The sequence below is a fragment of the Novosphingobium sp. BL-S-20 genome (genome assembly GCF_055521635.1).
Genome location: NZ_CM145493.1, coordinates 503,928 through 525,584, shown reverse-complemented (window position 1 = coordinate 525,584; position 21,657 = coordinate 503,928). Strand labels below are relative to the sequence as shown.

Annotated in this window: 21 protein-coding genes and 1 pseudogene; 6 read left to right on the top strand and 16 right to left on the bottom strand. The window is 65.1% G+C overall.

What is annotated here, in order from left to right:
• Window positions 1-109 precede the first annotated feature (109 nt).
• The 6 genes from ACZ1II_RS02415 to ykgO all read right to left on the bottom strand — a co-directional run bounded on the left by ACZ1II_RS02415 (window position 110) and on the right by ykgO (window position 5,227).
• Complete coding sequence (locus tag ACZ1II_RS02415; protein WP_465144209.1) at window positions 110-859, bottom strand: proteasome-type protease; 750 nt, start codon at window positions 857-859, stop codon at window positions 110-112.
• Window positions 860-919: 60 nt separating this feature from the next.
• Window positions 920-1,783 (bottom strand): transglutaminase family protein, encoded by an 864-nt coding sequence (locus ACZ1II_RS02410; RefSeq protein WP_465144208.1) that lies wholly within the window; start codon window positions 1,781-1,783, stop codon window positions 920-922.
• Window positions 1,784-1,797: 14 nt separating this feature from the next.
• Entirely contained in the window at window positions 1,798-2,745 is a 948-nt protein-coding gene (locus tag ACZ1II_RS02405) for an alpha-E domain-containing protein (RefSeq protein ID WP_465144207.1), read from the bottom strand.
• Window positions 2,746-2,755: 10 nt separating this feature from the next.
• Complete coding sequence (locus tag ACZ1II_RS02400) at window positions 2,756-4,192, bottom strand: circularly permuted type 2 ATP-grasp protein (protein ID WP_465144206.1); 1,437 nt, start codon at window positions 4,190-4,192, stop codon at window positions 2,756-2,758.
• A 182-nt stretch (window positions 4,193-4,374) separates the two neighbouring features.
• The gene (locus ACZ1II_RS02395) at window positions 4,375-5,004 is read right to left on the bottom strand and encodes an HAD-IA family hydrolase (RefSeq protein ID WP_465144205.1); all 630 of its coding nucleotides are present in this window, start codon (window positions 5,002-5,004) and stop codon (window positions 4,375-4,377) included.
• 97 nt (window positions 5,005-5,101) lie between these two features.
• Complete coding sequence (gene ykgO, locus ACZ1II_RS02390; RefSeq protein ID WP_004210176.1) at window positions 5,102-5,227, bottom strand: type B 50S ribosomal protein L36; 126 nt, start codon at window positions 5,225-5,227, stop codon at window positions 5,102-5,104.
• Window positions 5,228-5,459: 232 nt separating this feature from the next.
• Here ykgO and ACZ1II_RS02385 point away from each other — a divergent pair, with 232 nt between their 5' ends.
• The 3 genes from ACZ1II_RS02385 (at window position 5,460) to ACZ1II_RS02375 (ending at window position 8,055) form a co-directional block, all read left to right on the top strand.
• Window positions 5,460-6,212 carry a DUF4136 domain-containing protein gene (locus ACZ1II_RS02385; RefSeq protein WP_465144204.1) on the top strand — a complete coding sequence of 251 codons (753 nt, stop codon included), beginning with the start codon at window positions 5,460-5,462 and terminating at the stop codon, window positions 6,210-6,212.
• 65 nt (window positions 6,213-6,277) lie between these two features.
• Window positions 6,278-6,901 carry a DUF4136 domain-containing protein gene (locus tag ACZ1II_RS02380; protein ID WP_465144203.1) on the top strand — a complete coding sequence of 208 codons (624 nt, stop codon included), beginning with the start codon at window positions 6,278-6,280 and terminating at the stop codon, window positions 6,899-6,901.
• Window positions 6,898-8,055 carry a M14 family metallopeptidase gene (locus ACZ1II_RS02375; RefSeq protein ID WP_465144202.1) on the top strand — a complete coding sequence of 386 codons (1,158 nt, stop codon included), beginning with the start codon at window positions 6,898-6,900 and terminating at the stop codon, window positions 8,053-8,055. Before ACZ1II_RS02380 ends, ACZ1II_RS02375 begins: the two co-directional genes overlap by 4 nt.
• Window positions 8,056-8,247: 192 nt before the next feature.
• Here the strand turns inward: ACZ1II_RS02375 and ACZ1II_RS02370 are convergent, their stop codons facing one another.
• The 5 genes from ACZ1II_RS02370 to ACZ1II_RS02350 all read right to left on the bottom strand — a co-directional run bounded on the left by ACZ1II_RS02370 (window position 8,248) and on the right by ACZ1II_RS02350 (window position 11,899).
• Window positions 8,248-8,880, bottom strand: coding sequence for an RBBP9/YdeN family alpha/beta hydrolase (locus tag ACZ1II_RS02370; protein WP_465144201.1), 633 nt, complete (start codon window positions 8,878-8,880; stop codon window positions 8,248-8,250).
• A 178-nt stretch (window positions 8,881-9,058) separates the two neighbouring features.
• Window positions 9,059-9,508: a cytidine deaminase gene (locus ACZ1II_RS02365; protein ID WP_465144200.1), complete on the bottom strand. Its 450-nt coding sequence runs from the start codon at window positions 9,506-9,508 to the stop codon at window positions 9,059-9,061.
• Window positions 9,505-10,233 carry a glycoside hydrolase family 25 protein gene (locus ACZ1II_RS02360; RefSeq protein ID WP_465144199.1) on the bottom strand — a complete coding sequence of 243 codons (729 nt, stop codon included), beginning with the start codon at window positions 10,231-10,233 and terminating at the stop codon, window positions 9,505-9,507. Before ACZ1II_RS02360 ends, ACZ1II_RS02365 begins: the two co-directional genes overlap by 4 nt.
• A gap of 13 nt (window positions 10,234-10,246) precedes the next feature.
• Entirely contained in the window at window positions 10,247-10,729 is a 483-nt protein-coding gene (locus ACZ1II_RS02355) for a UPF0262 family protein (protein ID WP_465144198.1), read from the bottom strand.
• A gap of 96 nt (window positions 10,730-10,825) precedes the next feature.
• Complete coding sequence (locus ACZ1II_RS02350; protein WP_465144197.1) at window positions 10,826-11,899, bottom strand: sensor histidine kinase; 1,074 nt, start codon at window positions 11,897-11,899, stop codon at window positions 10,826-10,828.
• 157 nt (window positions 11,900-12,056) lie between these two features.
• Between ACZ1II_RS02350 and ACZ1II_RS02345 the strand changes: the two genes are divergently transcribed.
• Window positions 12,057-13,241 carry an aminotransferase gene (locus ACZ1II_RS02345; RefSeq protein ID WP_465144196.1) on the top strand — a complete coding sequence of 395 codons (1,185 nt, stop codon included), beginning with the start codon at window positions 12,057-12,059 and terminating at the stop codon, window positions 13,239-13,241.
• A gap of 178 nt (window positions 13,242-13,419) precedes the next feature.
• Here the strand turns inward: ACZ1II_RS02345 and ACZ1II_RS02340 are convergent, their stop codons facing one another.
• Both ACZ1II_RS02340 and ACZ1II_RS02335 read right to left on the bottom strand, forming a co-directional pair.
• A complete protein-coding gene (locus ACZ1II_RS02340) occupies window positions 13,420-14,160 on the bottom strand; it encodes an SDR family NAD(P)-dependent oxidoreductase (protein ID WP_465144195.1) in 741 nt (246 codons plus the stop codon).
• A gap of 22 nt (window positions 14,161-14,182) precedes the next feature.
• Window positions 14,183-15,694 carry a replicative DNA helicase gene (locus ACZ1II_RS02335; RefSeq protein ID WP_465144194.1) on the bottom strand — a complete coding sequence of 504 codons (1,512 nt, stop codon included), beginning with the start codon at window positions 15,692-15,694 and terminating at the stop codon, window positions 14,183-14,185.
• A 238-nt stretch (window positions 15,695-15,932) separates the two neighbouring features.
• Between ACZ1II_RS02335 and ftsH the strand changes: the two genes are divergently transcribed.
• Window positions 15,933-17,864, top strand: coding sequence for an ATP-dependent zinc metalloprotease FtsH (gene ftsH, locus ACZ1II_RS02330; RefSeq protein WP_465144193.1), 1,932 nt, complete (start codon window positions 15,933-15,935; stop codon window positions 17,862-17,864).
• A 103-nt stretch (window positions 17,865-17,967) separates the two neighbouring features.
• Here the strand turns inward: ftsH and ACZ1II_RS02325 are convergent, their stop codons facing one another.
• Complete coding sequence (locus ACZ1II_RS02325) at window positions 17,968-20,028, bottom strand: calcium-binding protein (protein ID WP_465144510.1); 2,061 nt, start codon at window positions 20,026-20,028, stop codon at window positions 17,968-17,970.
• Window positions 20,029-20,148: 120 nt separating this feature from the next.
• Window positions 20,149-20,235 (bottom strand): annotated as a pseudogene (locus tag ACZ1II_RS02320) (hypothetical protein); the annotation flags it as partial.
• Window positions 20,236-20,664: 429 nt separating this feature from the next.
• Between ACZ1II_RS02320 and ACZ1II_RS02315 the strand changes: the two are divergent.
• A complete protein-coding gene (locus ACZ1II_RS02315) occupies window positions 20,665-20,811 on the top strand; it encodes a hypothetical protein (RefSeq protein WP_465144192.1) in 147 nt (48 codons plus the stop codon).
• 82 nt (window positions 20,812-20,893) lie between these two features.
• On the opposite strand, the gene cobF is transcribed toward ACZ1II_RS02315, so the two are convergent.
• Complete coding sequence (gene cobF, locus ACZ1II_RS02310) at window positions 20,894-21,655, bottom strand: precorrin-6A synthase (deacetylating) (protein WP_465144191.1); 762 nt, start codon at window positions 21,653-21,655, stop codon at window positions 20,894-20,896.
• Between the last annotated feature and the right edge of the window lie 2 nt (window positions 21,656-21,657).

Genomic DNA, 21,657 nt, shown 5'->3' with positions numbered 1-21,657 from the left:
GGCTGCGTCGGGAGACATATTGGCTGCGCCGCAAGGAGCGCACAACGGATAGGGTGCGCGGAAGGTCGACATTCCGAGGGTCTGGGGGATCATCCCCCAGGACTTCCCCTTAGTTCGAACTCTTCATCTCATAATCCGGCAAGGCATCCAGAGCCTTCCGCAAAGCCTCCCCCCAGCCTTCCGAAACCGACTGAAAGTAGGGATCCCCCGCCTCGATCCGCCGTTCGTGGAGCGGTGTGAAGCGATCCTGCTCCAGCACCAGCAGATCGAGCGGCAGCCCGACCGAGAGGTTCGCTTTCACCGTCGAATCGAACGAGACGCAGAGCAGTTTCACCGCTTCCTCGAAGGTCATGTCCGGGTCGTAGCCGCGGATCAGGATCGGGCGGCCGTATTTGGTTTCGCCGATCTGGAAGAAGGGCGTGTCGAAGCTGGCCTCGATGAAGTTGCCTTCGGGGTAGATCAGGAACAGACGTGGTTCCATGCCCTTGATCTGGCCTGCGACGATCATCGAGGCGCTGAAGGTGCCGGAGGCGGCGTTTTGGCCGTTGTCGCTCGCGCGTTCGCTGATGATGTCCTGGAGCAGGTTGCCAACGAGCGTGGCCACCTGGAACATCGTCGGCGCTTCCAGCAGGGTGTTATGCCGATCGGCGGGGGCCTTGTTGCGTTCCTCGAGCTGGCTGACGACCGCCTGGGTGGTGGCGAGATTGCCTGCCGTCATCAGGGTGATGATGCGTTCGCCGGGGATTTCCCAGTGGTACATCTTCCGGAAGGTCGAGATATTGTCGACGCCCGAATTGGTGCGGGTGTCGCTCATCAGCACGAGCCCGCGATCCAGCATCATGCCCACGCAATAGGTCATGGAACCTGTAACCCCTGAAATCCTGTACCCCGCGCGACCGTTTGCGGGGCTGCGGCCTGTTCAGCCGCCTTGCATCTGTTGCTGTCCGCCACTTGCGGACTGCTGTTGCTGTTGTCCTAGCAGGTTCTCGCCCACGGACAAATGCACGTCCAGCCGGGTTTCCCCCGCTCCCGTCGCCACACCGGTTATCGGCGCGGCTTCCGCATAGTCGCAGCCGCTAGCAACGCGGATATAGCGCTCGTCCGGGCAGATCGCGTTGGAGACGTCGAAACCGACCCAGCCGAGGCCCGCGACATGCGCCTCTGCCCAGCCGTGCCCGGCTTCCTGCTCCACCCGGTCGTTCATGCGCAGGTATCCGCCGACGTAGCGCATCGGGATATCGAGCAGGCGCCCGGCGCTGATGAAGATATGGGCATGGTCCTGGCAGACGCCCTGCCCCGCCGCCAGCGCCTGCTCCGCCGTGGTGCCCACATGGGTCGTGCCGGGGGCATATTGGACATGGGCAGCCACCGCGTCGGACAGGGCATGGAGGAACCCCAGCGGGTCCGAACGATCTGCATCGACCGAGGCGAGCAGCGCGCGCACGCCGGTATCCGCGCGGGTCAGCGGGGTCGGGCGCAGGAAGCACCAGAGCGGCGTGTGCCCGGAATGGGCGCCGGTTATGCCGTTGTTGTCCATCGTGCGCACCGTCCCGGTGCAGGTGACGGTGACTTCGCCGGCCCCCGGCTCGATCGAAACGAGCGCCGTGTGGTTATGGTGCTGGTCGTCGTATTCCGCTTCGTGGCGGGCGCCGGTCAGGTCCATGCGCCAGTCCAGCACTTCCTGCCCGTGGGTGGTCTTGGGCCGCAGCCGCAGCCGCTGCAAACCGTGCGCGACCGGGGCGGCGAAAGCATAGCGGGTGGTATGGGTGACGGTTAGCAGCATGGGAAAGCCGTCCTCTATTCGATGAAGCGGTAATCGGCGGCGATGGCATTGCCGAGGCTGCTGGTCTTGCCGATGAAGTCCTGCAGGAATTCGTGCAGGCCCATATCGAAGATCGCCTCGATCGAAGTTTCGTGCAGGGCCTTGCCGGTGGCGCGCAGGAGGTCGTGCGCGGGTGTCTCGCCGCCATATTGCTTGGCGAGACCGGCCATGTTGCTGCGAATCTTGTCGTAGCAGAACACCAGGCTGCGCGGGAACTGCCCATCGAGGATCAGGAATTTCGCGATCCCACGCGAATCCATCGCCCCGGCATTGAGCCAGGAATAGGCCCGATTGCCCGCCACCGAGCGCAGCAGCGTATCCCACTGCACGTTGTCGAGGCTGGACCCGACCCAGGCCGCCGAGGGCAGCAGGACATAATACTTCACATCGAGAATGCGCGCTGTGCTGTCTGCCCGCTCGATGAAGGTGCCGATGCGCGAGAAGTTGAACACCTCGTTGCGCAGCATCGTGCCTTCCAGCGCGCCGCGCACCAGGGTGCCGGTGCGGCGGATCGTTATCAGCACCTCGCCCAGATTGGTTTCGCGGACCGGACGCGCGAGCAGGTCGCGCAAGTGCATCCAGCCCTCGTTGGTGGTTTCCCAGACCGCATTGGTCAGGCTGTTGCGCACCATGCGGGCATTGGTCCGCGCATTCTCGACCATGGAAAGGACGGAACCGGGATTGTCCTTGTCGCGCAGCAGAAAGTTGAACACCTGCGCCCCGGTGAACTCGCCATGCGCGCGGCAATAGTCGCCCACCTGTCCGGTCGTCGTCAGGACCGACTTCCATTCCTCGTCCTGCGAATGCTTGTTGCCCCGCGTCAGGGCGAGGTGGAACCCCACGTCGATCAGCCGCGCGGTATTCTCCGCGCGTTCGAGGTAGCGGCTCATCCAGTATACGCCGTTAGCGGCCCGTCCCAGCATCAGCGCGCCCTCACTCGTCCAGTACCCACGAATCCTTGGTGCCGCCCCCCTGCGACGAATTCACCACCAGCGATCCTTTCTTGAGCGCCACGCGGGTCAGCCCGCCGGGCGTGATGTCGATGCCTTCGGGCGAGACCAGCACGAAAGGCCGCAAGTCCACATGGCGCGGCGCGAGGCCTTCCTTGGTGAAGATCGGCACCGTGGAGAGCGAGAGCGTCGGCTGGGCGATGTAGTTGTCCGGCCGCGCCCGCAGCTTGGCCTCGAAATCGGCCAGTTCCTTCTTCGAGGAGGTCGGCCCGATCAGCATGCCGTAGCCGCCCGAACCGTGGACTTCCTTGACCACCAGTTCCGACAGGTTGTCGAGCACATAGGCCAGCGCGTCCGGCTCCGAACAGCGCCAAGTCGGCACGTTCGAGAGGATCGGCTTCTCGCCGGTGTAGAACTCGACGATCTCGGGCATGTAGCTGTAGATCGCCTTGTCGTCGGCGATGCCGGTGCCCGGCGCATTGGCGATGGTCACGCCGCCCGAGCGGTAGACGTCCATCATCCCCGCCACGCCCAGCACCGAATCGGGCTGGAAGCTAAGCGGATCGAGATAGTCGTCGTCGACCCGGCGATAGATCACGTCGATCGCCTTGAAGCCGGTGGTCGTGCGCATGGCGACCCGGCCGTCGACCACGCGCAAGTCGCTGCCTTCCACCAGTTCCGCGCCCATCTGGTCGGCCAGGAAGGCATGTTCGAAATAGGCCGAATTGTAGATGCCCGGCGTCAGCACCGCCACGGTCGGGCGCCCGGAACCGTTGAACGCGGGCGGCGCACAGGCCCGCAGCGAGCGGGCGAGACGGCGCGGATAGTCCGAGACCGGACGCACCGGAATCCGGGTGAACAACTCCGGGAACATCGCCATCATCGTCTCGCGGTTCTCGAGCATATACGAGACGCCGGAGGGGGTGCGGGCATTGTCCTCCAGCACCATGAATTCTTCCGGCCCGGTGCGGACGAGGTCGATGCCGACGATATGGGTATAGACGCCGCCGGGCGGGGTCATGCCGATCATCTGGCTGAGGAAGGCCTCGTTATCGCGCAGCGCGCTGATCGGCAGGCGGCCTGAGCGGATGATCTCCTGCCGGTGATAGAGGTCCTGGAGGAAGGCGTTCAGCGCCCGCACCCGCTGCTCGATGCCGCGCGTGAGTTTGCGCCATTCGCGCGCGGTGATGATGCGGGGGATCATGTCGAAGGGGATGAGGCGCTCTTCGGCGGCATCGTCCCCATAGACGTTGAAGGTGATGCCGATGCGGCGGAAGAAGCGCTCGGCCTCGGCATCCTGCCGTTTCAGCCAGCCCTTGTCCTGCGAGTCGTACCAATTTCTGAAATCTGCATAGGCAGGCCTCACCGACCCGTCCTCGTTGAGCATTTCGTCGTAGTTGGTTCTGCCCGCAGCCGTCATTGTGACTCCCGTTTGTCCATGTGATGCAACATGGAAACGGACTTGCCAAGCGGCTACGCTGCAACTGCGAAAGAAAAATTCCTGCGCGGATCGGCGGAAATCGGACCGATTTGGTCGGATGCAGCGCGGTTCAGGCAATCACCCGCAAGCCGCCGCCTGCTGCAAATGCTAAGTGCGGTTGGCTAATCGATCAGCCCCCGCGCGCCGAGATCGGCCCGCAGGGCATCCGCGCCGTGGAAGTGATGCACCTGCCAGCCGAGATCGCGCGCGGCGGCGATGTTCGCCGCATTGTCGTCGATGAACAGCATCGCCTGCGGGGCATGGCCGAAGCGGCGCGCGGCGAGGTCGAAGATGCGGACATCGGGCTTGGCCAGTTTCTCGTCGCCGGAAACGACGATATCGCCAAACAGGTCGAACAGCGGTTCGGTGGCGCGATATTCCCGCCAGAACGGGCTGGCGAAGTTGGTGATCGCGAAGAGCGGCATGCCGCCCGCCGCAAGCGCGCGCACGATCTCGTGACTGCCGGGCACATTGCCGGGAATCGTTTCGAGGAAGCGCGTGGCGTAGGCGTCGATCAGCGCGTCGTTGCCGGGGAACTCGGCCTTCCGCTCGGCCACCATTTCGGCAAGGTCGCGCCCGGCGTCGTGCTGGAAATGCCACTCTTCGGTGATAACATGGGTGCAGAACCAGTCCAGCCGCTCCGCCTCGGGAATCAGCTTGGCGAAGAGCAGCCGCATGTCCCATTCGACGAGCACGCGCCCGACATCGAAGACAACAGCCTGAACCGGACGATTTGCGTGCACAGCAGACATGACAAGACCCCCGCGAATGGCGGGGGCCTTATGTCATCAGACGTAATCGCCCGTCCGCCTTGTTATCCCCGCCGGATAGCGGGGACAGGCAGACGAATCAGCCCTGGCGGGCCTTGAAGCGACGGTTGGTCTTGTTGATGACGTAGGTACGGCCGCGACGGCGGATCACGCGGTTGTCCCGGTGACGACCCTTGAGCGACTTCAGGCTGTTGCGAATCTTCATGTCTTGTCTCGTCTGCGTGGTCCGGCGGTGGGCCCGGAAGGGCTGGCCGCCTGAAAATTGAAGTGGCGCCGTTACGGGTCACGGCTTGCAAAGTCAAGCACAAGAGGCCATTTCTCGTGGCCTGACCCGTGCTTTTCCCGTTCATCCACGGGCAATCGCAGCGGCTCATAACCCAAGTTCGGGTGCGACCCAACTGATTCCCGGCCAATCGATTCTTCGGACCCTGAACACCATGAAAACGCTCAAAGCCGCGATTCTCGCCACCGGCATCACCGGGGCCCTCCTCGTCGCACCCGCTCTCGAAGCCCGTCCCGGCTGGGGTTCGCCCTGGGGCGGCGGATATGGCGGTTGGGGTAGCGCCTGGGACGATCCGCTGATGGGCGGCCCGATCGGTTCTCCGATTTCCTCGCGCAATCGCACCCAGGATTCGCGCGAAGGCCGAGTCGAAGTCAGCCGATTCGTGGCGCAGGGTCCCGAGGCCGCCGAACTCGGCAAGGGCATCGTTGCGGTGCAGTCCGATTCGGGTGAAGGCCAGTGGGTCCCCGGCGCCGAGCGCGCCGCCTACGAAGCCGCCATCGTCGAGGCGCTGGTCGGCGCCGGCTACGACACCCAGCACAAGGACGACAACGGCGGCCAGGTCGCCGAACTCAAGATCAGCCGCCAGGTCCTCACCCCCGCCGAGGAAAAGCGCAGCCCGGTCAGCGGCACCGCCGCGATGGGGGTCAGCAATCGCGGCTCGGCCTATGGTCTGGCGGTGAACGTCGACCTCACCAAGCCCCGCACCGCGCTGATCGGCACCCGCCTCGACACGCGGATCGTCGACAAGGTGAGCGGCAAAGTGTTGTGGGAAGGCTACGCCACGATCGCCACGCGGGAAGGCGACGACAAGTGGCCCGACTACCGCATCGCCGGAAAGCTCGCCTCTGCGCTGTTCGACGGCTTCCCCAAGGCCGATCCGGTAGGTCTGGAAGCGGCCCAGAACTGAGAGGTTCTGGCGGGCACGCGCAATAAGGTCTATCGTGCAGACACTTGCCTTCCGGAGAGCCTGAAATGACCCGCCCCCTCATGGCCGGAACGGCCCGTTCGATCCTCCTCACCCTCGGCGGCGCGCTGGCCCTCGCAGGCTGCGCCGCGCAAGTCGGGCCTGTCGAAGTGACGCGCTTCAGCGCCCCGGATGCCCCGACCCTCGGGCGCGGGGTGATCCGCATCGATCCCGCCAAGCCGCAGGATGCCTCCAGCCTCGAATTCCGCACTTACGCCGCCGCCGTGGCGCAGGAGCTGGCCAAGGTCGGCTACCGGCAGGCACTCCCCGGCGAGACCGTGCGCGATACGCAAGTCGCGGTGCTGTCGATCGACCGCCAGGTCTACCAGCCGGGACGGCAGCGCAGCCCGGTCTCGGTCGGCGTGGGCGGCAGCACCGGCAGCTACGGCTCCGGGCTTGGTCTCGGCCTCGGGATCAACCTCGCGGGCAAGCCGCAGGACCAGATCGAAACCCGCATGCAGGTCATGATCAAGGACCGCCCCGAAGGCCGCACGATCTGGGAAGGCCGCGCCGCCTTCACTGTCGGCTCGAAGTCGCCGATGGCGCAGACCTCGCTCGGGGCCGCAAAAATGGCCGAGGCGCTGTTCAAGGGCTTCCCCGGCAAGTCGGGCGAAACTATCACCGTGAAATGACCAGCATCCAGATTTCCTCCGCTTTCGATTCCGGCAACATCGAAGTCCTCTCCGCCGAAGGCACCACGGCCCGTCTCGCCATCCGGCGCGACCACGAGTCTGACTTCTTCCAGTGGTTCCACTTCCGCGTCAGCGCTGCCCCCGGCCAGTCCATCGCCGGGCAGGAACTGACCCTGAAGATCACCGGCCTCAACGGCTCTGCCTACCCGATGGGCTGGCCCGGCTATCGCGCCTGTGCCTCGGAAGATCGCCAGTTCTGGGGCCGCACCGACACCACCTGGGATGGCGGCAAGGACGGCGGCACGCTCACCATCCGCCACACCCCCGAAGGCGAACTGGCATGGTTCGCCTATTTCGCGCCCTATTCGATGGAGCGCCACCATGACCTCGTCTCCTCGCTCGCGGGACTTGAGGACGTGGAATACCGCCTGCTCGGCACCACGCTCGACGGCCGCCCGCTCGATTGCCTGTCGATCGGCGACGGCGAAGCGCAAGTCTGGCTCTACGCCCGCCAGCACCCCGGCGAATCGATGGCCGAATGGTGGATGGAAGGCGCGCTCGAAGTGCTGGCCGACCCCGCCGATTCGGTCGGCCGCGAACTGCGCAAGCGCTGCACCTTCCACGTCGTGCCCAACATGAACCCGGACGGCTCGGCCCGCGGACACCTCCGCACCAATGCCGCAGGCGTGAACCTCAACCGCGAATGGGCCGCCCCCAGCGCCGAAAAGTCGCCCGAAGTGCTCGCCATCCTCACCGCCATGGACGAAACCGGCGTGGACTTCGCGATGGACATCCATGGTGACGAAGCCATCCCCGCCGTGTTCATGGCCGGGTTCGAAGGCATCCCCTCGCTCACGGCCGAACAGAAGCAAGGCTACGATCGCTACACCGCAATCCTCGACCGCCGCACGCCGGACTTCCAGACCAAGCTCGGCTACGGCCTCTCGCAGCCGGGCAAGGGCAACCTGTCGATGTCCACCAACCAGCTGGCCGAACGCTTCGGGGCGGTGTCGATGACGCTGGAAATGCCCTTCAAGGACCACGACGACGCCGCCGACCCGCGTCAGGGCTGGAGCCCCGAGCGTTCGGCGCAGCTTGGCAAGGACTGCATGGGGGCCTTGCTCGAGTGGTTTGTCGAGCGAGAGAAGAAGTAAGTTAAGGGAAATGCAGGGGTTATTACCCCTGCACCCCGGTACTGTCGGCGTTGCGCCCTGCACTATCGGTTGGCGCGCCCCTTGCGCCGGGAGACAAAATGGCTGCGCCGCAGGGAGCGCACTACGGATAGGTGGTGCGCGACGACGACATTCCGAGGGTCCGGGGGATCATCCCCCGGGCCTTCTCTTCTCTTAAATCCCAGCCCACTGCCGCAAAGCCTGCCTTACGGCCAAATTCTCATCATAGCTCCACGCCGGAGCCACCGAAGCCGCGGGCACTTCGCCCAGCAGGTCCTGGAGCATCATCCAGCCCCCGGCCCAGTCCCCGCGCGTATCGTCGCAGACCGGGGATGAACCCCAGTCCTTGGCAAGCCGGATCATCGAGCGTTGCTGCGATGCGGACGCGTCGAGGTCCCCGACCATGAACGACATGAACGGCAGCGTCTGGCGCGGACAGGCGCCGAAGCGGGAGAGGCGGCGGTCGGCGCCGGGCAGGTCCATGTTCGGCGGGTTGACGACGATGGCGCCGAGCACCGGGTTTTCCGGCCCCACGCCTTCGAATTCCACCCACCAGGCCAGCGCCAGAGCGGCGATATCGTCGGTGACGATCGCCACCGGGCGGTCAGCGCGGCGGATGGCGAGGTTGAGCTTGTTGACCCAGGTGTTGCGGTGCGGCTCGTCCCAGAGGCCGAGTTCCAGCACGCGGCAATGCTCGCTCCATCCGGCCCAGCGGTTCATCCAGTGCCCTTCGGTGAGCGGAGCACCGGGGACCAGGAGAATCAGCGGCAGATGGTCCTGTGCACGGGGATAACGGTAGTGTGTCATGGGGTGCTCCAACGCTGTTGGGGGAACCGCCGGTCGACTCTGTCTACGTCCCGACTATGCGCACCATAACTCAACCATTTAAGTTGACAATACGATTTCGACGAAGCGATGCCTTGCCGCGTCGCTCCGAAACGGCGGAAACGACGCAGGCTTGGACTTTCTGAAAATTACCTGATTTTTACAGGAGGTTAGCCGGCCCGAAAGCATGGGGCAGCAGCTCCGACAGGCGCGTTTCCAACACACCCTCGGCGCCGTCGCACCAGACGACCGGGTCGGAGCCGCCGATCTGCGCGATCTCGTTGAGGATCTGGCGGCAGCGTCCGCAGGGGGTGACGGTGTCGCCCTGCCCTGCTGCGCCCGGCGCGCCGCCGGTCACGGCGACGGCCTCCAGCTTGCCGTTCTGCTCGCGGAAGGTGCCCGAGGAGAGGATGCCGGAGACCGCGACGGTCTCGGCGCAGAGCGAGAGGCCGTAGCTGGCGTTCTCGACATTGGCGCCGGTGACGACCGAGCCATCCGCCAGCAGCAGCGCGGCACCGACGTGGAATTTAGAATAGGGCGCATAGGCGCGCGTGGCGGCCTCGCGGGCGGCGGCGATCAGGGCGTCGCGCTGCTGGGTGCTGAAAGTCATGGCTGCACCACTACCCAGCGCAGGCCCCCTTGCGCAATCTCGCTCGCAAGCGATTGGTTGGCCGTCCACAGCGACCACGGGCGGCCACCATAGTCGGGCAGCAGGCGGTCGCGGACCAGCCAGAGATTGCGGTCGAGCTTGGCGGCGATGCGATAGCGCTGCTCGAAGGCCCGACTGACCTTGAGGATCACCGGCTTTCCGGCGTGGGTCTCGATCTGGTTGATGAAAGTCATCAACTCGCTTTCGACTTTGGCGTCGGAGACATTGGTCGGGCAGCCGTCGGCGAGGATGTCGAGGTCGATCGCGGGCGGCAGCAGGGCCGCGTCGCGCGGGACGGTGGTGACGAAGTTGGCCGACTGCATGTCGGCAGGCTGGCAAGGGTCGTAGCGGTGGACGGCGCCGACTTGCAGGCCCGCCGCTTTCGCCGCCACGAAGTTCGCGACGAAGCGCGGATCGCGGGCGAAAGCGCTGACGCTTGCGCTGGCATCGATATAGGCGAAATCGACGCCCACGGCCTTGAGCGACTTCCAGTTCACCTCGCCGTCGGCGGCGCCGATCTCCACGCCCTGCACGGGATAGATCGCGCGCTCGGGCGTCCAGTGGCGCAAGTACCACCAGCCCCAGGCGCCAGCCAGCATCGCCAGGAGCAGCAGCACGGCGGCGATTCGCCAGAGGATGCGCCCGCGCGCCCTGGCCGCCGAGCCTTTCCCAGAACTGCGTGCCATTCGAAAAGCCCCCTCAGCCGCGAATGTGCAGGACGCAGATCAGCGTGAACAGCCTGCGTGCGGTGGGATGATCGGTCTCGACTTTGCCGTCGAGCCGTTCGAGGAGGAGTTCCGCCGCCTGATCGTGGATGCCGCGCCGGGCCATGTCGATCGTCTCGATCTCCTGCGCGGAGGCCTTGCGAATCGCCTGGTAGTAGCTCTCGCAGACGGCGAAATATTCCCGCACCGGCCTGCGGAACCGGGCGAGGCCCAGCACCATCGTCTCCAGCGCCTGCCCCTCCGCATCGCCAAGGTCGAGCGAGAGGCGACCGTCACGAACCGACAGCTTCAGGCGGTAGGGTCCCTCGTGCCCCGCCTCGAAGGCGCGAACCGGCTTGAAGACATTGTCCTCGATAAGATCGAAGATGGCGATGCGCCGTTCCTGCTCGATATCGGCGTTGCGCCACAGGATGGTCGCTTCGTCCAGCTCGATATGGGAGATGCGCGGATCGGACATGTTCCCTTGCCCTTTACGCGCTCGCAGCATGGGGTCGCAAGGGAGAGTCTTCGCGAAAATCCGGTAAAAGCCCGATTTTCGGCGTTCCCTGCCGCCCTATTGCACCCCGGCAACACGGCATGGCGGCAGGTGCAGGCGCATGCGGGCACCGTTCCGGCCCGATTCCGGCGGCATGTTCTCCAGCACGAGCTGCGCTTCCAGCTGGCGGCTAAGCACACGGGATATGCGCAGGCCAATCGATTCGGCCCGTTCCGGCTCGAAACCGGGCGCGAGTCCGACCCCGTCGTCCTCTACCGTGAGCGCGATCCCTTCGCCGTGGCGGCGCACGTCGATGCAGATCAGGCCGCTTTCGCGCGCGGCCAGCCCGTGCTCCAGCGCATTGGCGATCGCCTCGGACAGGATCAGCGCCACCGGCACCGCCGCGTCCGGGCGCAGGACGATGCCCGATTCGACCGCGACATGGCAGGCGATGCTCTCCCGCCCGCCGGACTCCATGACTTGCTCCGAAAGATCCTGCACGAAGCGGCCCAGCGGAACAAGTTCCCCATCCGACTTGTAGAGCCGGCGCTGGATGCGACCGATGACCTGAAGCCGCCCGGCGGCATTGGCGATGGCGCGGCGCGCGATGGGTTCCTCCAGCCCCCGCATCTGCAACGAAAGCACCGCGCCGATCATCTGGAGGTTGTTGCCGACCCTGTGCTGAAGCTCCTGGAACAGCAGTTCGGTGCGCTCGGCCAGCACGCCGCGCTCTTCCGCCAGCTTGCGCACTTCTGCCTGCGCGATATGCAGCCGGGCATTGGCGCGCTGCATCAGGTGGACCAGCGCGATATCGACCGCGACGACGCCGATATAGAACGCCAGCGACACCAGCGTCCTGTCGTCCAGCGCGAAGCCATAGCGCGGCGGGATGAACAGATACCACGCGAACAGACCGCAGATCAGCGCCGCCGCCATGCCGGGGCGCGGGCCGAACAGGAACGAGGACAGGATCACTGCCGGAAAGAACGTCAGGTAGGGATAGCCCGGCGGAAAGGCGTCATCGAGAGTCCAGCGTAGCCACAACGCCAGCAGGCACAGCAGCACCGTCGCGCCATACCTCACTACCGGACGCTCGGGAATCAGCGGAAACCGTTCGAGAAACCGGGTCTGGAAACGGGCGGATCGGTTCACGTCGGGCAAGTCTTTCGCTGCGCGGGGACAGTCGGCATCTCCCCGTCAAGGCAAAGACGCGCGATCCCGGCGGCGGTTCCCGGACGATGTCCTCGCGTCTTGCCCTCTGGCCCGGTTCGTCCAAAGTGGAAGCGACACCGAGAACGAAGGCAATCGAATGAAGACAGCAGGCCGCATCCACCCGGTCTACGCGGACATGGAACGCACCGTGTTCGACCGCATGTCGGCGCTCGCCCGCGAGCACGGCGCGATAAACCTCGGGCAAGGCTTCCCCGACGGCCCGCCGCCGCCCGCCCTGATCGAGGCGGCGAGCCGCGCCCTGCACGAAAGGTCCAGCCAATATCCGCCGGGCGCCGGACTTCCCGAACTGCGCGAGGCGATCTGCGGCTACTATGCCCGGCGGCAGGGACTGGCGCTCTCGCCCGAGCAAGTGACGGTCACGTCCGGCGCTACCGAGGCGCTGGCCGCCGCCGTCTTCGCCCTGGTGAAGCCGGACGACGAAGTGATCCTGTTCCAGCCCGCCTACGATGCCTACGCACCGCTCGTGCGCCGGGCAGGCGGCATCCCCGTCTCGATCCCGCTCTCACCGCCCCACTTCCGCTATCCGACAGAAACGCTGGCAGCTGCCGTCACACCGCAGACCCGTGCGGTGATGCTCAACGATCCGCTCAATCCCGCAGGTACGGTCGCCAGCCACGAGGAACTCTCCGCGCTCGCAGAGGTCTGCGCCGCGCACGACCTGATCGCGATCTGCGACGAAGTCTGGGAAGACGTGCGCTTCGATGGCATAGCCCACCGCTCGCTCATGAGTTTCCCCGGCATGGCGCAGCGGACGGTGAAGATCGGCTCCGCAGGCAAGATTTTCGGCCTGACCGGCTGGAAGATCGGCTGGATGATTGCGACGGGAGACCTCGCGACAGCCCTCTCCCGCGCGCACCAGTTCCTGACCTTCTCGACTGCCGTGCCGCTGCAATGGGCCGTCGCCGAGGGCCTCTCGCTCCCCGATGCAGTGCTGGACGAACAACGCGCCGAATGGGCCGCCTCGCGCGCGCGCCTGAAGGCCGGGCTGACCGAGGCGGGCTACATGGTGCTTCCGAATGCGGCGACATGGTTCCTGACCGTCGATCTCGCGGCCTCGGGCCTTGCCCTCAAGGACAACGACTTCAGCGAACGCGCCGTGCTGGAGGCCGGGGTGGCGACAGTGCCGGTCTCCGCGCTTTATCAGGGGGATCAGGTGCCCGAGCATCTCGTGCGGTTCTGCTTTACCAAGCCGGACGCCGTGCTGGATGAGGCTGTTCAGAGGCTTGAGGCGTTCAGGAAGAGAATAAGTCCTAGGGGATGATCCCCCAGACCCTCGGAATGTCGACCTTGCGCGCCACCGATCCGTTATGCGCTCCCTGCGGCGCAGCCAATAAGTCTCCCGACGCAGCCGTGGGCGCACAACGGATTTGGTCCGCGTAACCTAGACAGTTTTGGGGGTGCAGGGGGGCTTAGCTCCCCTGCTTAACCTTCTCCCCCCTTCAAGCATTCAACCCACCATTCACACTGATAACCTGCCCGGTAATCTTCGCCGCCCCGTCCGAGCACAGGAATAATGCCAAGGGCGCGATATCGTCCGTGCTCGGCAGCCCCAGCCCTGCTTTCCGCGCCGCGCGGGCCATGCGTTCGGCGCCCATGCGGACGGCGCTTTCGCTGCCTTCGACAAAGCTGGTGGAGATCGCGTGGGCGCGGATGCCGTCGCGCGCGGCTTCGAGGGCGAAGTTGCGGATGAAGCCGATCGTTCCCGCCCGCGCCGCGCCGATCAGGCTCTGGCGCGGTGCCGCGTAGATGCCCGCGTCCGAAACCAGCGCGATGAACGTGCCGCCCTGCGTCGCGAGGAAGCCGTAGCTGGCCAGCGCGAGCCGTTCCACCCAGCCCACCGAGACATTGAGGAAGTCCCCGAAGGTCTCGGGCGCGGTTTCCGGGAGGAGGCCGGTGATGCCGAGCGGCCCGGTGGCCACGCAGTCGATCACCGCGTCGATCCGGCCGTACTGCTCGCCCACTTCGGCGATCAGCGTCTCGGCTGCGTCCTCTTCCCAGGCGTCGGCGATGAAGCCGTCGATGGTGCCGAGGTAGGACAGCCCGGTAACGAGCGCGGCGACCTTTTCCTGCGTGCGACCGTGGAGAGCGACCTTCCAGCCATGGGCCAGCGCCTGTCGGGCCACGGCGCTGCCGATGGAACCGCTGCCACCGGCGAGGAGCAGGACTTTCTGGTCGCTCATCCTTGTCCTTTGATAGGGAAGATCAGTCGCTTTCGAAGGCCGCGCGCATGTCGTCGTCGGCAAGGTCGGAGAACTTGGTGATCCGTGCCTCGAAGCGCAGGCGCACTTTGCCGGTGGCGCCGTGGCGCTGCTTGGCGATGATCAGTTCGGAGAGCCCGGTGACGCGCTCCATGTGCTCGCGCCATTCGTTCCACTTGGCGTGGACGTCGGGCGGATCGTTGTCGCCGGGTTCGCGCGGCTCGGCGCCCTTGGCGTAGTAATCCTCGCGGAACACGAACCAGACCATGTCCGCGTCCTGCTCGATCGAGCCCGATTCGCGAAGGTCGGAGAGCATCGGGCGCTTGTCCTCGCGCGATTCCACCGCACGCGAGAGCTGCGAGAGCGCGATCACCGGAACGTGGAGTTCCTTGGCCAGCGTCTTGAGGCCGCGCGAGATTTCCGAGATTTCGTTCACGCGGTTGTCGGTGGCGCGACCGGAACCTTGCAGCAGCTGCAGGTAGTCGATGATGACGAGGCCGATGTTGTGGCGGCGCTTGAGGCGGCGGGCACGGGTGCGTAGACCAGCGATGGTGAGGCCCGGCGTATCGTCGATATAAAGCGGCAGTTCGGCCAGGCGCTGGCTGGCGAAAGACAGCTGCTGGAAGTCCTCACGGCTGATCTTGCCCATGCGCAAGGCTTCCGAGCTGATGCCCGACTGCTCGGCAAGGATACGCGTCGCGAGCTGGTCGGCGCTCATTTCGAGGCTGAAGAAGGCCGTCGCCGCGCCGACCGATTTCTCGACCGGGATGCCATCGGCCAGATCGCGCTGGAGCCGGTCGGCGGCATTGAACGCGATGTTGGTGACGAGCGAGGTCTTGCCCATGCCGGGACGTCCGGCGAGGATGATAAGGTCGGAATCGTGCAGGCCGCCGATCTTGCCGTTGACCGAGTTGAGGCCGGTAGTCTTGCCCGAGATGTGACCGCCCGAATTGAACGCCTTCTCGATGGCGCTGATGGCGGTGCGGGTGGCGCTGGCGAAGCTCTTGGCCTCGTTCGCGGTGGAGGCGCCTTCGGCCACCTTGTAGAGTGCGGCTTCGGCGCGTTCCACCTGCTCCATCGGCTCCACCGATTCGGAGGTGTCCATGGCCTCGGCCACGAGATTGCGGCCCACCGAGATCAGTTCGCGCAGCAGGGCGAGGTCGTAGATCTGGTCGGCGAGTTCGCGCGGGGCGAGCAGGCCCTGCCCGTCGGCGGTCAGGCGGGCGAGGTAGGACACGCCGCCCAGCGCCTTCAGCGCCTCGTCCGATTCGAAATAGGGGCGCAAGGTAACCGGCGTCACCACCGCCTTGCGATCGAGCAGCTGGAGAATGCGCTCGTAGATGCGGGCGTGGACCGGCTCGTAGAAATGGGTCGGCGAAAGCTGCGTCTGCAGTTCCTCGATCACCCGGTTGTCGATCAGGACGGCGCCCAGGAATGCGGCCTCGGCCTCGACGTTGGCGGGCAGGCTGCGGGCTTCGGCCTCGGGTGCGAGGGCAATGGCGGCTTGTTGGGACATGAGGGGACATAACATGCCCCATCTCGCCCCCCGCCAGCAAGCGAGCGAAGCGACGATATTAATCCACAGGCTGTTGATGCGGAAAAGCCTGTGCGGGCCGAAATCGAGCCGTTCACATTTTCGGACGGACAGGAAAGGCCGAAACGGTTACACTGACGGGCTATGCAAACTTGCGATGCAACTTGCGATTCAGGCGCCCCACCCTACATTGGCGGGCGAAAGGACGGTTATTCCTAAGATGAACGACGACCAGCCCAACGGCAATCCATGGGTCAAGAGCCTGCTCGTATGGGGCGGCATCTTCCTGGCACTCCTGATCGTGGTGTCGATGTTCAACACCCGTACGGAAGGCGGGCCGCTGATTGCCTATTCCGATTTCCGCGCCAAAGTTGCCGAAGGCAGCGTCCAGAGCGTCGAAGTCGGGCAGGACAGCATCGACGGCAAGCTGAAGAACGGCGATTCGTTCCGCACCGTCCCGGTTCCGAACGACACCACGCTGGCCCCGCTGCTCCAGCAGAGCGGCGTGCAGTACGCGGGCAAAACGCCTGAGGAAGGCAGCCTGCTGGTCTATATCCTCGCGCAGACCCTGCCCTTCCTGCTGATCGTCGGCATTGCCTTCTTCGCGCTGCGCCAGGTCCAGAAGGGCGGCGGCTCGGGCGCGATGGGCTTCGGCAAGTCCAAGGCCAAGATGCTCACCGAGCGTTCGGGCCGCGTCACGTTCGACGATGTCGCCGGTATCGACGAAGCGCGCGAAGAGCTGGAGGAAATCGTCGAGTTCCTGCGCGACCCCACCCGCTTCTCCAAGCTCGGCGGCCAGATCCCCAAGGGTGCGCTGCTGGTCGGTTCGCCCGGCACCGGCAAGACCCTGCTCGCCCGCGCCATCGCGGGTGAGGCAGGCGTGCCGTTCTTCACGATCTCCGGTTCGGACTTCGTCGAGATGTTCGTCGGCGTCGGTGCATCGCGCGTGCGCGACATGTTCGAGCAGGCCAAGAAGAACGCGCCCTGCATCGTCTTCATCGACGAAATCGATGCGGTCGGCCGCCATCGCGGTCACGGCCTCGGCAACTCGAACGACGAACGCGAGCAGACGCTGAACCAGCTGCTGGTCGAGATGGACGGCTTCGAGGCCAACGAAGGCATCATCATCATCGCGGCGACCAACCGCCCCGACGTGCTCGACCCCGCGCTGCTGCGTCCGGGCCGCTTCGACCGTCAGGTCGTGGTGCCGGTGCCCGATATCGAGGGCCGCGAGAAGATTCTCGCCGTGCACATGAAGAAGGTGCCGCTGGCACCCGACGTCAATGCCCGCGTAATCGCCCGCGGCACACCGGGCTTCTCGGGCGCGGACCTCGCCAACCTCGTGAACGAGGCCGCTCTGCTCGCCGCGCGCCGCAACAAGCGCCTCGTCGCCATGCAGGAATTCGAGGACGCCAAGGACAAGGTCATGATGGGCGCGGAACGCCGCTCCATGGTCATGACCGACGACGAGAAGAAGATGACCGCCTATCACGAGGCGGGCCATGCCATCGTCTCGCTGCACGAGGCCGCTTCGGACCCGATCCACAAGGCCACGATCATCCCGCGCGGCCGCGCGCTGGGCATGGTCATGCGCCTGCCGGAGCGCGACAGCTACTCGTACCACCGCGACAAGATGCTGGCGAACCTCTCGGTGGCGATGGGCGGCCGCGTGGCGGAAGAATTGATCTTCGGCTACGACAAGGTGTCCTCGGGTGCCTCGGGCGACATCCAGTATGCTACCAGCCTGGCGCGCAACATGGTCACCAAGTGGGGCATGTCCGACAAGCTCGGCCCGATCCAGTACGAGGAAAGCCAGGAAGGCTATCTCGGCATGGGCGGTACACAGCGCACCATGGGTTCGGGTGAGACCAACAAGCTGATCGACGCGGAAATTCGCATCTTGATCGACAACGCCCATGCCCGCGCCACGCAGTTGCTCAACGACTACAGCGAGCAACTCGAAGCGCTGGCCCAGGCCCTGCTCGAATACGAGACGCTTTCGGGTGACGAGATCAACCAGCTTATCGAAACCGGCCATATCGACCGTCCCAGCGAACCGCGCGGCCCCGGTGCCCCGCGTCCGCTGACCGGATCGTCGATCCCCAAGGCCGGTCGCCGCTTCTCGGGCAGCGTCACGCCGCAGGGCGCCTGAGCGACAATCCCGACTTCGCCAGTTCTCCTTCGGGAGAATGCAGGAGGGGGCGCAAGACTTCACGGTCTTGCGCCCCTTTGCCGTTCGCCCTCCGTTTCCGGCCCTACACGACCACCAGCACGGGATGATCGACGTAGATGTCCGCGGAACCCAGAGCGTAATGGTTGTAGACCTCTCCGCCGATAAGGGTCTGTCCCTGATAGACTGCGCCAGTGATCGTCACGCGATCATTGCCGTCGCCCAGGATCGTCAACTGGTGGGTGCCGCCTTCGGTGGTGGCGCGCAGGACGCCCGCCTCGGTCAGCACGATCTGGCGGCCGGCATCGCCAGTCCCGAGGTCGATCCGCTCGATATTGCGGATGTTCGTTGCCGTATCGAGATTGAGTACGAGTCCGGTACCGCTGTCGATCAGCAGCGTGTCGGTGCCGCTTCCGCCGTCGATGAGGAGATCGGCGGCATCGTAGACCAGCGTATCGTTGCCCGCCCCGCCGTTGAGCGTATCCGCACCCGCACCGCCCCGTAACAGGTCGTTGCCGCCATTCCCGTTGAGGACATCGTTCCCGCCGTAGCCGTAGAGCCGGTCGTTGCCCGAAGTGCCGTTCAAGGTGTTGGCGCCGGAACTCCCCTCGATGACATTGGACGATCCGGCGGCATTGAGAAGGCTCACATCGAGCAGCGAACCCGTGCCGGTGCTCGCGGTGAGCCCGGCAGCATCGGTCACGGTGATCGTGGTGGAGTTGAGTACGTCGAGACCGAGCAGGGACAGGTTCTGCTGGAAATGCACGGTATTGAGCAATTCGTTGACGGCAAGGTTATCCATGGTGCCGCCAACGATAGCGGTAATCGTGAGGGTCGAGGACGGGGCAATGATCCCCAGAATACCCGACGAGTGCGAAACCGCGATCTGCAGGCCCAGTTCGGCAGCCAGGGCGGCGGATGCGGTCAACGTATAGGCGCCGAGCGACACCGAAAGCAGCGGCGCGTAACGAACCTGGACGCTCTTGAGATTGTTGTTGGGATCGACGGCCGTCAGCGACTGGGTGCCGAGATCGATGAGGTTCAGCACTTCCAGCCCGACAAGGCCAAGCAGGGACGAACTGCTTGCCTGAACGATCGGCGCCTGCTCCGGCACCGCAGTGATCGTCACGGCATGCGACGCGCTGCTGCCGATATTGCCCGCAGCATCGACGATGCGGACCGCCAGACTATGCGAACCCGTTGCGAGTCGGCCCAGCCCGTAGAACCAGGTCGCCCCCGAAGTTCCCGCCGTGATCCAGCTACCGGCATCGACCTGGATCTGGACCTGTTCCCCCGCACCCAACGCGGCGCTGAGGGTTCCGCCGACAGTGGGGCTATGATCGTAAGTGCTCCAGTCTCCCTGGATGCCGGTATCGGTCGCCAGGGTCGTGATCGCGATCGTCGCCGTGGGCGCCGCGCGGTCGAGCGTCATCGCATAGGCATTCGAGGCCGCGCTGGCATTGCCTGCCGCATCGACGGCAACGGCGGTGAAGCTGTGCGCGCCATCCGCCAGCGACGTCGCCGGTGTGAAGCTCCAGACGCCCAGGCCGTTGGCCAGGGCGCTGCCCAGCGCGGCGCCGTTGTCGTAGATGACCACGGTAGTGTTCGCGGTCGCCGTACCCTGCAGTTGCGGGGCCGCATCGTTCGACGTGCCGCCGTCGGCAACCGTGCCGGTGTTGGGCGCCACATCGTCGACGATAGAGGTGATGACCGGCACCGCCGGCGGCGTGGTATCCACCGTGACCAGGAAGCTGTTGGAACCGCCGCCCTGATTCCCCGCCGCATCGACCGCCGTCACGCTCACGGTGGTTCCATGGGCAATGCCGGTCGCGGGTGTATAACTCCACTTGCCGTCGGCGCCTGCGGTGACCGTGGCGTCCACCGTCCCGTCGCCGTTGATATCGATCCGGACGGTCGAGCCCGGCTCCGCCGTTCCGGAGAGCGTTCTGCCGTTGCTGGGCGTAACGATCGGCGCGGCGGGAGGCGTCGTATCGATCGGCGGCGTGGGCGAGCTAACCCCGCGACCTCCACCTCCAGCGCTGGCCGCCGCAACGATGCCGCCCGCAAGCGCCAGTCCGCCGAGACCGATCAGCGCGACATGCCCGAAGCTTCCTCCCGTCGCGGCGGCGGCTGCCTGCCAGGGCATCATCTGAAACGAAACAGCTTCACTTCCGGTATCCAGCGGCGCGAAGCATCCCGTTTCGCTGATTTGCGCAAGCCACTGCCCCGCACCGTCAGGGTCGGAAAAGGCCAGTTGTCCGAGTTCGTCGGCGGGGCAGGCGAAGTACCCCTCCAGCCGAATGCTCGATCCATCCGTGAAGGCAACGATCAGATCATCCCCATCGCGCTGCATCGATATGACGGACGACGGCTTCGTCCCGATCCTGAGGACGCTCCGGCCTGCACGGGTATTGCCGAAAGCCCCTCTCCTGCAACTGTGGTGCTGACCGCCTTGCCCGTGCGACTGGTGATTTCGACACGCTTTTCCATCAGATGTCTCCCAACGGCCTTGGATGGAATCCCGCAGAAGCGCTGCTACATGCCCAGCATTTCAGGTTCTTGCAGGAACACTCGAGGATCTATTATTGAATTAAATAGAGCGATGAATTCCGATTATCGGCCAAAAATCGCGGCAATTAAGGTATTTTATTGAGTATATTTACTTATATACGTATCATTAGGAGCAAATCACTCTGGCGTTTCAAGCGGTTAATTTTCATCTTTACCAAGATACAGCACTTTAAGGCCCGTATCGGACCAAATCGTTCGCCAACAATTCGGAATGAAATCCGATATTCTGGGTATTTGGCCGCCTAATACACGCGCCTTCGCCCAAACTCCGGCGCGGCGTGCGATTGCTCCGATGGAGATGCGTCTTGAACGGACAAAAAAGAAAACCGGCCCAAATGGCCGGCTTGGAATGTCCTGAATAGACGCGCCAAAGAGGTAACCGCGCCCTGCACTGCACTCTGCGAGAACAGGACCGCAAGGCACGCAGTCCTGCCGGGCATTCACCCCGTTTCGACTGTCATCCTCAGGAGATAGACATCCATGATCCATCCGTTTTCGGCGCGAAGTTCTGCCCGGCACCGGACGATCTCGGCTGCAACCTCGCTCAGCGGTCCGGCGATAAGGCACTGCTGCGCCATGCCCAGATAGGCGCCCCACCAGATATGGACGTTCTGCGCGGGCAGTGCCGCGAAAGCACAGGCCGCATCGAGCATGACGACCAATGTATCGCTACCCTCCGGCCATCCGTCTCGGCGCAGCCTGCGGCCGGTCGTGATCGTGAGCGGCGCGGCCAGCGTATTGAGGGTTATGCCATGCGCCGCCGTCAGCGCCTGGATGCTGGTGATCCCCGGCACAACCCGCACGTTCAGCGCCATTCCTGCCGCCAGCAGCCGCTCGGCGATGCGCAGGGAGCTGTCGTAGAGCGAGGGATCGCCCCAGACGAGCAGCGCCAGCCTGCCGCCCTGGGGAAGATGCGCCTCGATCTCCCTCGCCCAGACCCCGGCAATCGCCTGGTGCCAGTCGTCCACGGCATCCAGATAGGCCGCATCGGCAGAGCGTTCGGGCAAGTCGAACTCGGCGATCCGGGTTGCGCCGGTCAGCACCGAGCCGCAAATCGTCCGCCGCAGATCGAGCAGGTCGGACTTGGCATCGCCCTTGCGCGGCAGGAGGATCAGGTCGGCCTCGTTCATCGCCCGGATCGCCGCGAGCGTCAGGTGCTCCGGATTGCCGGTGCCGATGCCGATCAGGTCGAGATCGATCATGC